The organism is Streptomyces cahuitamycinicus, assembly GCF_002891435.1.
Classification (GTDB): domain Bacteria; phylum Actinomycetota; class Actinomycetes; order Streptomycetales; family Streptomycetaceae; genus Streptomyces; species Streptomyces cahuitamycinicus.
In genome coordinates this window covers 1-13,246 of sequence record NZ_POUC01000212.1, presented here as the reverse complement: position 1 = coordinate 13,246, position 13,246 = coordinate 1, and the positions used below count along the sequence as shown (strand labels likewise).

At 73.5% G+C, this 13,246-nt stretch carries 8 protein-coding genes and 1 pseudogene; 4 read left to right on the top strand and 5 right to left on the bottom strand.

What is annotated here, in order from left to right:
• Positions 1-325 precede the first annotated feature (325 nt).
• From glgX to C1J00_RS25365, 3 genes are all read left to right on the top strand, one after another.
• Positions 326-2,458, top strand: a complete 2,133-nt coding sequence (gene glgX / locus C1J00_RS25375) for a glycogen debranching protein GlgX (protein WP_102911363.1) — start codon at positions 326-328, stop codon at positions 2,456-2,458.
• Positions 2,459-2,619: 161 nt separating this feature from the next.
• Positions 2,620-4,989: a malto-oligosyltrehalose synthase gene (treY, locus tag C1J00_RS25370; RefSeq protein WP_102911362.1), complete on the top strand. Its 2,370-nt coding sequence runs from the start codon at positions 2,620-2,622 to the stop codon at positions 4,987-4,989.
• 109 nt (positions 4,990-5,098) lie between these two features.
• Positions 5,099-6,349: a M14 family zinc carboxypeptidase gene (locus C1J00_RS25365; RefSeq protein WP_102911361.1), complete on the top strand. Its 1,251-nt coding sequence runs from the start codon at positions 5,099-5,101 to the stop codon at positions 6,347-6,349.
• Between the two features lie 33 nt (positions 6,350-6,382).
• Here C1J00_RS25365 and C1J00_RS25360 read toward each other — a convergent pair whose 3' ends face one another.
• Entirely contained in the window at positions 6,383-7,714 is a 1,332-nt protein-coding gene (locus tag C1J00_RS25360; protein ID WP_102911360.1) for a M14 family zinc carboxypeptidase, read from the bottom strand.
• A gap of 233 nt (positions 7,715-7,947) precedes the next feature.
• Positions 7,948-8,499, bottom strand: a complete 552-nt coding sequence (locus C1J00_RS25355; protein ID WP_102911359.1) for an FHA domain-containing protein — start codon at positions 8,497-8,499, stop codon at positions 7,948-7,950.
• Positions 8,500-8,671: 172 nt separating this feature from the next.
• On the opposite strand from C1J00_RS25355, the gene treZ reads away from it, so the two are divergent.
• Positions 8,672-10,417 carry a malto-oligosyltrehalose trehalohydrolase gene (gene treZ / locus C1J00_RS25350; RefSeq protein WP_102911358.1) on the top strand — a complete coding sequence of 582 codons (1,746 nt, stop codon included), beginning with the start codon at positions 8,672-8,674 and terminating at the stop codon, positions 10,415-10,417.
• A 139-nt stretch (positions 10,418-10,556) separates the two neighbouring features.
• Here the strand turns inward: treZ and C1J00_RS25345 are convergent, their stop codons facing one another.
• From C1J00_RS25345 to C1J00_RS25335, 3 genes and pseudogenes are all read right to left on the bottom strand, one after another.
• Positions 10,557-11,549, bottom strand: coding sequence for an aminoglycoside phosphotransferase family protein (locus C1J00_RS25345; RefSeq protein WP_102911364.1), 993 nt, complete (start codon positions 11,547-11,549; stop codon positions 10,557-10,559).
• Between the two features lie 46 nt (positions 11,550-11,595).
• Complete coding sequence (locus tag C1J00_RS25340) at positions 11,596-12,723, bottom strand: aminopeptidase P family protein (RefSeq protein WP_102911357.1); 1,128 nt, start codon at positions 12,721-12,723, stop codon at positions 11,596-11,598.
• Between the two features lie 212 nt (positions 12,724-12,935).
• Positions 12,936-13,235: pseudogene (locus C1J00_RS25335) on the bottom strand (PDZ domain-containing protein); the annotation flags it as partial.
• Positions 13,236-13,246 lie beyond the last annotated feature (11 nt).

Genomic DNA, 13,246 nt, shown 5'->3' with positions numbered 1-13,246 from the left:
ACGGACTGCCCCGCCCGGGTCCCGGTGTCGTCCGCCCCCGCCGTGCCCGGCAGGGTCACCGCCACCATCACGGCGGTCCCCGCCACCGCGATGGCCGTACCGGCCACCACCTTGCCCAGGTGGCGGTGCACTATGTTGCGCACGTCTTCCCCCTACTCCCCCAACAGCCCCGGGAGTATCTGTTTGCCCCAAGAGTTCGGCATACCGCGTATGCACTGGTCAATCGGTAAGAGGGAGATAAGTCATAGGAGGTTCCCTCACTTTCGGGGAGACTCGGGACCAAGGCGTCCCCACCGGCGCCGCACAACCTGAAAGAGTCGTATACATGCAGGTCTGGCCTGGCGAGGCGTATCCACTCGGTGCCACGTACGACGGCGCCGGTACCAACTTCGCGGTCTTCTCGGAGGCCGCGGACCGAGTAGAGCTGTGTCTGCTCCACGACGACGGCTCGGAGACGGCGATCGAGCTCCGGGAGAGCGACGCGTTCGTGCGGCACGCGTACGTGCCGGGCATCATGCCGGGGCAGCGGTACGGGTTCCGGGTGCACGGCCCGTACGCCCCGGAGCGCGGGCTGCGCTGCAACTCCGCGAAACTGCTGCTCGACCCGTACGCGCGTGCGATCAGCGGTTCGATCAGCTGGGGCGAGGAGGTCTACGGCTACCACTTCGACGACCCCGACCGGCGCAACGATCTCGACTCCGCGCCGCACACGATGACGTCGGTCGTGGTCAACCCCTACTTCGACTGGGGCGACGACCGGCGCCCGCGCACCGAGTACCACCACACGGTGATCTACGAGGCCCACGTCAAGGGCCTCACCATGCGCCACCCGGGGCTCCCGGAGGAGCTGCGCGGCACCTACGCGGCCCTCGCGCACCCGGCGATCATCGAGCACCTCACCGAGCTTGGCGTGACCGCCCTGGAGATGATGCCCGTACACCAGTTCGTGAACGATCACCGGCTGGTCGACATGGGCCTGAACAACTACTGGGGCTACAACACCATCGGCTTCTTCGCCCCGCACAACGCCTACGCGTCCTGGGGCGACCGGGGCCAGCAGGTGCTGGAGTTCAAGTCGGCCGTCAAGGCGCTGCACGAGGCCGGGATCGAGGTGATCCTCGACGTGGTCTACAACCACACCGCCGAGGGCAACCACCTGGGCCCGACCCTGTCGTTCAAGGGCCTGGACAACTCGCGCTACTACCGGCTGACGGACGACCCCCGCTACTACATGGACACGACAGGGACCGGAAACTCCCTGCTCATGCGGTCCCCGCACGTGCTCCAGCTGATCATGGACTCGCTGCGGTACTGGGTCACGGACATGCACGTCGACGGCTTCCGCTTCGACCTGGCGGCGACGCTCGCCCGGCAGTTCCACGAGGTGGACCGGCTGTCGTCGTTCTTCGACCTGGTGCAGCAGGACCCGGTGGTCTCGCAGGTGAAGCTGATCGCCGAGCCGTGGGACGTGGGCGAGGGCGGCTACCAGGTGGGCAACTTCCCGCCGCTGTGGACCGAGTGGAACGGCAAGTACCGGGACACCGTGCGCGACCTGTGGCGGGGCGAGCAGCGCACCCTCGCGGAGTTCGCCTCGCGGCTGACCGGCTCGTCCGACCTGTACCAGGACGACGGGCGCCGCCCGCTGGCCTCGATCAACTTCGTGACCTGCCACGACGGCTTCCCCCTGCACGACCTGGTGGCCTACAACGACAAGCACAACGAGGCCAACGGCGAGGACAACCGGGACGGCGAGAGCCACAACCGGTCCTGGAACTGCGGCGTCGAGGGCGAGACCGACGACCCGGACGTGCTGCGGCTCCGGGCTCGGCAGATGCGGAACTTCATCGCGACGCTGATGCTGTCCCAGGGCGTGCCCATGATCAGCCACGGCGACGAGTTCGCCCGCACCCAGGGCGGCAACAACAACGCCTACTGCCAGGACAACGAGCTGGCCTGGGTGGAGTGGCCCCAGGAGGGAGAGGACACCGGGGAAGGCCCGGACAGGCAGCTGCTGGCCTTCACCCGTGCGATGGTCTGGCTGCGCCGCAACCACCCGGTCTTCCGCCGCCGGCGCTTCTTCCACGGCCGGCCCGTGGAGGGCACGCACGACGACCTGTCCGACATCGCCTGGTTCACCCCGGGCGGCCGGGAGATGACCCAGCGGGACTGGGACTCGGCTCGGGCGTCCGCGCTGACGGTGTTCCTCAACGGCAACGCGATTTCCGAGCCGGGCGCCCGCGGGGAGCGCATCACCGACGACTCGTTCCTGCTGATGTTCAACGCCTCGCCGAAGCCGTTGCAGTTCGTGGTTCCGGTCGATCACGGGCGGCAGTGGGAGGTCGTGGTCGACACGGCGCTCCCCGAGGGTGTGCCCTCGGGCACCGGCCCGAAGGTGCAGGCCGGGGACCGGCTGACCCTGACGGACCGGAGCATGACGGTCCTCCAGCGGCCCGTCTGACCGCCCGCCCGGCTGGACGGACCGGAGCATGACGGTCCTCCAGCGGCCCGTCTGACCGCCCGGCGCGTGCGCGTCGCCCGGAAGCCACCCGTCCGGGCGACGCGCGGCGCAGCCGGCGCGGGTGATGACACGAACGGCGGCGGGGCGGGTACGTACGTTCCATGACACCTGAGCGACTTGACCCGGTGGTGCCCACGGCCACGTACCGGCTGCAGCTGCAGCCCGACTTCCCGTTCGGAGCAGCCGCGGCCGTCGTGCCGTACCTGGCCTCGCTCGGCGTCTCGCACCTGCATCTGTCCCCGGTCCTGGAGGCGGTGCCGGGCTCGGCGCACGGCTACGACGTCGTCGACCACGCGCGCGTGCGCGAGGAGCTGGGCGGCGAGGAGGGGCTGCGGGCGCTGGCGCGCACCGCGGGCGAGCACGGGCTGGGGCTGGTGGTGGACATCGTCCCGAACCACATGGCGATGGCCCCGCGCCACAACCGCGCGCTGTGGGAGGTGCTGCGCGAGGGCCCGAAGTCGCCGTACGCGCGGTGGTTCGACATCGACTGGGAGGCACAGGACGGTCAGGTGCTGCTGCCGATCCTCGGTGGGCCCCTGGGCGAGGTGCTCGACGAGCTGCGCGTCGACGGTGCCGTACTGCGCTACTACGACCACGTCCTCCCGCTGCGCGAGGGCACCGAGGACCTGCCGCTGCCACAACTGCTGGACGCCCAGTGGTACCGCCCGGTGTGGTGGCGGCTGGCCCGGACCGAGCTCAACTACCGGCGGTTCTTCAGCATCTCCGAGCTCATCGGGGTGCGGGTGGAGGACCCGGAGGTGTTCGAGGCCACCCACGACAAGATCCTCGAACTGCTGCACGAGGGCGTGATCGACGGGCTGCGCATCGACCACCCCGACGGGCTCGCCGACCCCGACGGCTACCTCCGGCGACTGCACGAGGCGACCGGGGGGCGCTGGACGGTCGTGGAGAAGATCCTGGCCGACGGTGAGCACCTGCCGGCATCCTGGCCCGTCGCGGGAACCACCGGCTACGACGCCCTGCGGCAGGTGGACGGGGTCTTCACGGACCCCGCCGGGTTCGGGGACCTGCTGGGGCGCTACCGGCGTTTCGCGGCTCCGCAGACGGACCGGGGCGGGCAGTGGGACGCGACGGTGCGGCGGGCGGCGTACAAGGTCCTCACGCATGAGCTGGCGACCGAGACGGAACGCCTGACGCGGGTGGCGGCCCGGCTGTGCGCGACCTCGCCCGAGCCGGCGCTGCGCGACCGCGCGCCCTGGGCGCTGCGCACCGCGCTCCAGGAGCTCCTGGTCCGCCTGGAGGTCTACCGGCCGTACGAGTCCGTGGACGCCGCGTCCGTGGTCACTCAGGAGGCAGCGGCCGAGGCCCGGCAGGCCTTCGCCGTGCCCGAGGAGGCCGGTGCGGTGGACGTCGTCCGGGACCTGGTGCTGGGGCGGTACGGCGACGGGCCCGCGCAGCTGGAGTTCCGCACGCGGTTCGCGCAGACCTCGTCGGCGTTGCGGGCCAAGTCGGTGGAGGACACGGCGTTCTACCGGTACGTGCCGCTGCTGTCGGCGACCGAGGTGGGCGGCAACCCGGGCGCTCCCGCGCTGTCGCCGGAGGAGTTCCACGCGTACTGCGCGCGCGTGCAGCGGGACTGGCCCGCCACCGGGACGGTGGCCACCACGCACGACACCAAGCGCAGTGCCGACGTACGGGCGGCGCTGCAGGTGCTCACCGAGTGCCCGGAGCGCTGGGCGGACGTCCTCGCGGAGGTGACCCGCACCGGGGAGGGTGTGCCGGACGCCCAGCTGGCGTGGGCGGCCTGGCAGACGGTGTTCGGCCTCGGCCCGGCGTCCGGGGCGCGGGAGCGGGTGCAGGGGGCGCTGCTGAAGCACGTGCGTGAGGCGGGCCTGTACACGAGCTGGACCGAGCAGGAGCCGCCGTACGAGGAGGCGGTGGAGCGGTTCGTGGCGGCCGGGCCGTGCGGGGCGCCGGGCGAGCGGGTCGCCGCGTTCCGTCAGTCGCTGGCGCCGCACATCCGGGCCAACGTGCTGGGCACGGCCCTGGTGCAGCTGACGATGCCGGGCGTGCCGGACGTCTACCAGGGCACGGAGGCCGAGTACCGTGCGCTGGTCGATCCGGACAACCGGCGGGCGGTGGACTTCCCGTCCGCGGAGTCCGGCGGCACGTCCGGGGAGAAGGCGGCGGTGACCCGGGCGGCGCTGGGGCTGCGGGCCCGGCGGCCCGGCGTCTTCGGCGACACGGCGACGTACGCGGCCCTGCCGGCCGAGGGCCCGGCGGCGGCCCACTGCCTGGCGTTCGTCCGCTCCGGCGCGGTACTGACGGCCGTGACCCGCCTGTCCCTGAGGCTCACGGAGTCGGGCGGGTGGCGGGACACACGGCTGCCGCTGCCACCGGGCCGCTGGGCGGACGCGCTGGATCCGGGGCGGGAGTTCACGGGGCACGCGCGCGTGGAGGAGCTGTTCGCCAGGGTGCCGGTGGCGTTGCTGGAGAGGGTGGACGGCTGAGGGCGGGCCATGCTTCCGGGCGCCCCCTGGAGCCTCCCCCGCCGCGCCCTTGACACCGCACCATGGCCGTGGGGTACTGCGATGGCGAACTCGGGCGGATGTGACGGGGGTGAGTGTCCTGCCGGAGCTGCGCTACCCGACGGTGACCGAACAGGTCTGCGCTGCCCGGGCGTTGACCGCCCAGCGTCCCGGCGTGTGCACCCTGCGGCAGGTGGGTGCCTCGCGTGCGGGCAGGCCCCTGCACCTGCTGTCCGTGGGCCGCGCCCACCGCGCCGTACTGGTGGTGGCCGGTGCCCACGCCAACGAGCCGACCGGCTCCTGCACCCTGCTCGCGCTGGCCCGGCGGGTGCTGGAGCAGCGGGAGCTGCGTGACGGCATCTCCTGGCACTTCCTGCTGTGCGCGGACCCCGACGGGGCGAGCCTGCACGTCACGCCGGCGCCGCGCAGTCTGTACGACTACCACCTCGGGTTCTTCCGGCCCGCGGGCCCGGAGCAGCCCGAGTGGGCGCCGTCCGTGCTGCCGCCGGACCGGCTGCCGCCCGAGACCCGGGCCCTGACGGGCGTCATCGACGAGCTGCGCCCCTATCTGCAGGTCACCCTGCACGGCACGGACCTGGGCGGCAGCTGGGTGCAGCTGACGAAGGACGTGCCGGGACTCGCCGAGCCGTTCGCGAAGTCCGCGGCGGAGCTGCACATCCCGGTGGAGACCGGCGCGTCGGACGCCGCGGGCTGGCCCGCGTCAGGGCCGGGCGTGCATGTCATGCCCGCGCCGGGGGTGGGGCCGGCGTACCCGAGCCTGCCGGACGACGCGCGGCACAGCACCTGGTACCACGCCCACCGGTACGGCGGGCTGACAGCGGTGGTCGAGGTGCCGATGTGGGCCAGCGACCTGGTGGACGACCCGGCTCCGCATCCGGCTCCGGCGGCGGCGATCGGGCGGCTGGCGGGCCGGCTCCAGCGCGATGCGCTGGAGGTGACGCGGGTGCTCGACAGTGTGCTGCCCCGGCTGGCGGAGCTGGACGGGCCGTTGCTGCGGGCCGTCCGCTGGGGGCTGGAGCTGGTGCCGGGTCTGGCCTCCGACCTGGCCCACACCCCGCCCGCCGACCTCACCCGGGCGTACGTCGGCAGCGTGGACGCGTTCGCCCGCCGCGTGCCGCTGCGGGCGGCGGCCATGCTGCTGCGGGTGCTGCGCGGGACCGACGACGAGGCGGCGAAGCAGCTGGAGGAGCTCGTCTCGACCTGGAGCGACGCCTTCGCGGAGCGCTTCCGCGCCCGCTGGGTGCCCTTGGAGCACCAGGTGGAGCACCAGTCCCGCACGGTCGTCGCGGCGGCGCTGCACGCGCGCGAGAGGGCGTGCTAGAAGGCTGATGAAAATGTTGGGTTCGTCAGCCTTCTAGTCCAACTGCATCGGCACCGGCTCGCCCGAGCCGGAGCGGGCTCGCGGGCGGCGCCCTGCCAGTTCGAACGCGGCGAGCACCACGCGGGTCTGGTATTCGGCCTGGCGGGCCACCGGGATCCAGCGCGCCCCGCAGTCGTCGCGGTAGTCGGCGCACCACTGGTCGATCAGGTGGTCCAGCTCCGGCAGCGCCCCGGCCGGGTCGCGGCCGGCGGCCCGTACCAGCTGGTGCAGCAGCCCCGCCGTGCGCAGCGCCAGCCGGCGCCCGGAAATGCGCAGGGCGACCAGGTGGGCGGTGCTCAGGGGCGGCAGCGGGTGGGCCGGGTTGTCGCCGGTGTCGGGGTCCCAGGCGTCGGCGAGGCCGGGGCACACCAGGAGGTAGTCGTCGACCGGGGCGAGCAGGCGGGCCGCGTCGGGAACGATGGCGAGGTGCGGCCGGATCCTGGCCAGCAGGTGCCGCAGGAGGTCCGTGTCATGGCGCAGGGTGCGGCTGACGGCCCGCAGCTCGGCGTCCCGGTCCGCGGGCGGGGAGCCGTCCGCCACGGCCGTCACGCCCCACATCGGCGCCTCGACGACCGCGGTGACGGTGCCGTGCCGGTACGGGTGGAACCACGTGGACTCGACGGCGGCCTCTGTTATGGCGGCGGCCAGGTCGGCGCGGCGCGGCGGCGGGATCCGGTAGACGGCGGGGCCGAGACCGGGCCAGTACAGGGCGTCGTACGCGCCGAGTTCGCGGGGAATACCGAGCCGGGCGGCGATGTGGGCGAGGCGCCGGTCGAAGCCCGGCAGGTCGTGGGTGAGCTCGACGAAGCCGCCGCCGATGTCGACGCCGTGCAGGGAGCACTGGAGGAACGGGCGCAGTTCGTCCTGGAGGTCGAGCAGGGCGCGGGTCTCCGGCAGGGCTGCGCCGGCCGCGCCGTCGGGCAGCCACTCGGGCTGCTCCAGGAAGCCGGGCCGGAAGAAGTTCCGGATGTACCGGCCGAGCGTGTACGGGCCCGGCAGCCAGCCCTCGTTGCGGCGCGACCCGTCCGGGTCGAGGCACAACAGCAGGTTCCAGGTGGCGTCGGCGCCCTCGGTGAGGCGCGGGTCGGCCAGGGCGCGTTCGGCCAGGCGCAGCACCGTGGCACCGCCGACCGGTTCGTTGGCGTGCGGACCGGCGACGACCAGGGCCTGACGGCTGCCGTGTCCCACGGAGAGGAGCCACATGGGGGTGCCCGCGCGGGAGGTGCCCACCCGGCACAGCCGGGCGTCACGGGGGTGGCGGGCGACGAGGGCGGCGGCCCCGGCGCACAGTTCGTCGACGCTCGGGTAGCGCAGGAGGGGTGGCAGGACACACCTCCCCTGTGGTTACCGCCGGTTCACCAGGTGTAGATGGCGTACGCACAGTGAGTCACGACTTCGGGGGTACGTCAACACCGTGGACGACACAGGGATTTCAGCCACCCTCAACGCACGGACTTTCGGTAATGCCCAGGCCAGAGCTGAGGTGTGGCTGTGTTTCCGGTCAGCCGGCACGTCAGCCCGCCGACAGCCGGAACCTCAGCCGACCGACAGCCGGAACCTCAGCCCGCCGACAGCCGGAACGTCATCCGGCCGAAGCCCACCTGGTCGCCCTCGCGGACGACGGCCGCGCCGACCACGCGCCGTCCGTTCACCGTCGTGCCGTTGGTGGAGCCGAGGTCGCGCAGGACCCACAGGCCGCCCTGGTGACGGAGTTCGGCGTGTACGCGGGAGACGGTCTCGTGGTTGAGGCGCAGTCCGCTGCCGGGGTCGCGGCCTATGCGCAGCGGATGGTCGTGCGACGGGTGGGGCAGCTGCAGCTTGGGCAGCCGCTCGGCGTGCCAGGCCCGGCGCAGCCGTACGGAGAACCCGGAGACGGCCTCGACCGTGCCGAACACCAGGCGCGCGAACCGGCTCTCCGTGCGCAGGTCGGCGGTGAGCGCGGCGAGTTCGTCCGGGCGGCGGGCGGCGAGCGCCAGCTCCATGCGGCGGACGAACGTGTCGTGGGACAGCCGGCCCACGGCGACGCCGTCGCGGAGCACCTTCAGCACCCGGTCGCGCTCCGCGTCGGAGAGCCGCGCGGGGAACGTGTTGAACTCGAAGGACGACGTCACTGGGTGATTGTCGGGCAGCGCGGCCGGGCTGTCCAGAAAACGGGAAATCAGCCGCCACACGCGCGTAGCCGGGGAGACCCGCCGCAAATGGGTGGATGCGCCAGCGGATTGATCGCGTTTGCCGCACCATGGACGGGCTACATCACGGTGAGCAGACGAAGGGGAACCGTCCGTGCAGTTCGAGGTGTGGGCACCACAGGCCGGCCGAGTGACGCTCCGGTGCGACGACGTCACACACGCGTTGGAGCGCGATCCGGAACGCGCAGGGTGGTGGCGGGGCGAGGCCGAGGCACGCGAAGGATCCCGGTACGGCTTCGCCCTGGACGACGGGCCCGTGCGGCCCGATCCGCGCTCGCGGCGGCAACCGGACGGCCCGGACGGGCTGAGCGCGGTCGTCGACCACGAGCGCTACGCGTGGCGCGCGGCGTGGCGGGGAGGGCCGCTGCCCGGTGCGGTGCTGTACGAGCTGCACGTGGGGACCTACACGCCCGAGGGCACCCTGGACGCGGCCGCCGAGCGGCTCGGTCACCTCGCCGAACTGGGCGTCACGCACGTGCAGCTGATGCCGCTGTGCCCCTTCCCGGGCACCCACGGGTGGGGCTACGAGGGTGTCTCGCTGTGGGCGGTGCACGAGCCGTACGGCGGGCCCGAGGCGCTGAAGCGCTTCGTCGACCGGGCCCACGAACTCGGCCTGGGCGTGGTGCTCGACGTGGTGCACAACCACTTCGGTCCGTCCGGCAACTACCTGCCCGTCTTCGGCCCGTACCTCACGGACACCCACCACACCCCCTGGGGCGCCGCGGTCAATCTGGACGCGCCCGGCTCGGACGAGGTGCGCGCGTACCTGCTCGGCAGCGCGCTGGCGTGGCTGCGCGACTACCGGATCGACGGGCTGCGCCTGGACGCGGTGCACGCGCTGGTGGACACCCGCGCGCTCCACTTCCTGGAGGAGCTGTCGACGGCCGTGGACGCCCTGGCCGCCGAGACGGGCCGGCCGCTGTTCCTGGTCGCCGAGTCGGACCTGAACGACCCGCGCCTCATCACCTCCCGCACCGAGGGCGGCCTCGGGCTGCACGCGCAGTGGAACGACGACTTCCACCACGCCCTGCACACCACGCTGACCGGCGAGTCGCAGGGCTACTACGCCGACTTCGCGCGTGCTTCGCTCGGCGGGCTCGCCAAGACCCTGACCGGCGGCTGGTTCCACGACGGGTCGTACTCCAGCTTCCGTCAGCGCCGCCACGGGCGCCCGCTGGACCGGACGCGGGTGGCCGGGCACCGGCTGCTCGGTTACGGCCAGACCCACGACCAGGTCGGCAACCGGGCCCAGGGGGACCGGCTTTCGGCCCTCGTCTCCCCGGGGCTGGCCGCCTGCGCGGCCACGCTGATCCTGACGGCGCCCTTCACACCGATGCTGTTCATGGGCGAGGAGTGGGCGGCGGGCACACCCTGGCAGTTCTTCACCGACCACACCGATCCCGAGCTGGCCGACGCCGTACGGCGGGGCAGGCGGCGGGAGTTCGCCGAGCACGGCTGGAAGGAGGAGGACGTGCCCGACCCGCAGGATCCGGCGACCCGGGACCGTTCCTGCCTCGACTGGTCCGAGCCGGAGCGCGAGCCCCACGCGCGCGTGCTGGCCTGGTACCGGCAGCTCCTCGCCCTGCGCCACGGGCAGCCGGACCTGACCGATCCTGACCTCGCCGACACCAAGGTGGCCTACGATGAGGAGCTCCGCTGGATCGCCTTCCGGCGCGGGGACGTGCTCGTGGCGGTGAACCTGGCCTCCGAACCGGCCGTACTGCCGCTCGGCGTGCCTCACGCGCGGGTGCTGGCCGCGTGGGAGCCGGTGGAGACGCCCGGGGCGGACGGTGCGGTGCGGCTGCCCGGGGAGTCGGCCGTGGTGCTGGCCCAGGACTGAGGGCCGGGCGTGCTCAGCGCGGTTTCGCGTCCTGCACCCCGCCTCAAGGACGGGCGCGAGGAGCGCCGGCCTCGCGATGCGGGCGCCGCCCACCGGCGGCGCGGACGGATGGCGTCCCCGTGGAGCAGGACGGTGCCCGCTACAGGGCGTCGTCCGCGTCCCCCAGGTCCGTCACCCGTTCCAGCAGGATCGGCTCCCAGGCACGGCGCAGCCGGGTCCGCAGGAGCATGGCGTTCTTGCCGGTGAGGTCCTCGGCCAGGCGGACGACGGTGTCGCAGCGGGCGAGCCACAGGCCGCGCAGGCAGGGGCGGGCACCATAACCGGCGAGGGTGGCGGCGCGTACGGCGGCGGGCGATCCGACGGCGAGCGCGAGGCCCGCGATGTCCTCGGCCGGATCACCGACGACGGCGCCGGCCCAGCCGAGGACACCGCGCACCCGGCCGTCGGCGCTGACCACGAGATGGCCGCCCGTAAGGGCGTGGTGGGTGAGGACCGCGGAGCCGGGCTGGGCGGCGAGCTGGGACGCTGCGGGCGGGGTGAGCTGGTTCAGGCGTGCGGCGTCGAACTCGTCGGCCCTGACGAGGCGTTCGGCGGCGCGTACGGCGGAACGGCGCAGCGCCTCCAGGGAGCGGGGTGCGGCGCGCGGCAGACCGAGCGTCTCGGCCTGCCGGACCGGCACCTCGCGCAGACCCGTCAGGAGCCCGGCGAGATCGGCCTCGCCGACGGCGGACACGTCGTGCTCCTCCCCCGAGCCGCCGGGCACCTTGGTGTCCAGCGTGTAGCCGAGGCCGGGGGCCCACTCGCCGTGTGCGACGCTCACCGGCACGGCCGTCGGGACGTGCTGGCGGACCAGGTCGCGCAGACGCAGTTCGCGGCGCTGGCGCAGGGTGGCCTCGCGGTCGGGGGCGAGGCGCAGTACGTGGCGGGAGCCGACCCACCAGGTGACGGGTTCGGCGTCATCGGTGGCGGGCCGGACGTCGGGGCCGCTCTCGCCCTGCCGGGCCTTACGTCCGCCCCGGCCGCCCGGGTCGTCTCCGGCGTCCTTGCCGTCCTTGGCGTCCTTGGCGTCCTTGAGGAGGGACAGGACCAGCCGGCGGACGGTGTCCGCGGTGGGTGTGGGTGCCTGGGTCATGGTCGCGCCGTTGCCGTTCGGGAGGCGGGCAGGGGACATCGGGGCCTCACTCCACTATGACCAGCTCACGCGTGGTGGTGTTCAGGCGCCGCCCGCCGTCCTCGGTGACGGTCACGATGTCCTCGATGCGGACTCCGAACCGGCCGGGCAGATAGATGCCGGGTTCCACGGAGAAGCACATGCCGGGCACGAGGGGCCCTCCCTCGCCCTCGATCATGTAGGGCGGCTCGTGGGTGGTGACGCCGATGCCGTGTCCGGTGCGGTGGATGAAGTGCTCGCCGTAGCCGGCGTCGGCAATGACCCGGCGGGCGGCCCGGTCCACGTCCTGGCAGGCGGCCCCGGGCCGCACCGCGCGGAAGCCGGCCTCCTGGGCCTCGCGCACGATGTCGTGCACGCGGCGTTCCTCGTCGGTGGGCTCGCCGACGTGGACCGTGCGCGAGGTGTCGGAGCCGTAGCCGTCCCGCAGACCGCCGAAGTCGAGGACGATCATGTCGCCGCGGGCGATCACCCGGTCGCCCGCCTCGTGGTGTGGGTTGGCGCCGTTGGGGCCGGAGGCGACGATGGTGAAGTCGACCTGCTCGTGTCCGTGTCGGCGCAGCAGCCGGTCGAGGTCCGCGGCCACGTCGGACTCCCGGCGGCCGGCGAAGGGGACGTTCCGGATCTCCTCGAACGTCGCGTCGGCGGCGGCTCCCGCGGCCGCCATGAGGTCCAGCTCGGCCGCGTCCTTGACGGCGCGCAGCATCGGCAGGGCCTCGGTGAGCGAGGCGTAGGAGCTGCCGGGCAGGGCCTGCTGGAGGGCCAGCAGGTGCAGGGCCCAGGCGTTGTCGCTGATGCCGAACCGGCCGGAGGCGTCGAGGAGGGCGGCGGTGGCGGCGTAGGGGTCCTTGCCGTCGGTCCAGTCGCGCAGGGTCAGTGCGGCCGCGCCGGCCGCCCGGTGTGCGTCCGGGGCCTCCAGGGCGGGGACGACGAGGACGGGGTCCTGCCCGGCGGCGAGGACCAGCAGGGTGAGCCGCTCGGTGACCGCCGGGGGTGTGTAGCCGGTGAGCCACACCAGGTCCGGCCCCGGGGCCACCAGCAGACCCGCGAGACCGGCCTCGGCGGCCGTCCGCGCGGCGCGCTCCATGCGGGCCCCGTAGTCGTCGGCGGTGAAGGTCGCGGCCGTGCTTCCGGTCATCCGGGCCTCCCAGGACGGGCGAAGGGGCTACGGGCAGCATCCTGCCCGGCCGGAGGGGGCGGCGCGAGCCGTCTGCGGGCATTCACCCGGGCAACCTGCCTGACGACGGAGGGCTGCTCGCGCGTCCGTGGTCATGCCCGGTGGCGGTTTTTCCATCGGGGCCCGGCTGAGGGCCGTCACGGGGTTCCGGGTCGTGCCCGTGCGGGCGTGCCTCAGGCGGCGACGGCCGGTACGACAATCAGCTGCTCGTAGCCGCCGCTGCGGTGGCGGACGGTCAGCCTGACCTCGGACCCCGGGCGGGCGCGGGCGACGGCCCGGACCAGATCGGCGGCCGTGTCGATCCGGGTCGTGCCGAAGGCGAGGAGGACGTCGCCGCGCACCAGCCCGGCGGCCTGGGCCGGCCCGGGGACGTGCAGCCCCACGACCACGGCCCCCGGCTTCCGGGCGTCCATGACCTGCACGCCGAGGGTCGCGGCGGCGGGCGCGGAGGGAGCGGCGGAGGGCGAGGGGCCTGGCTCTTATA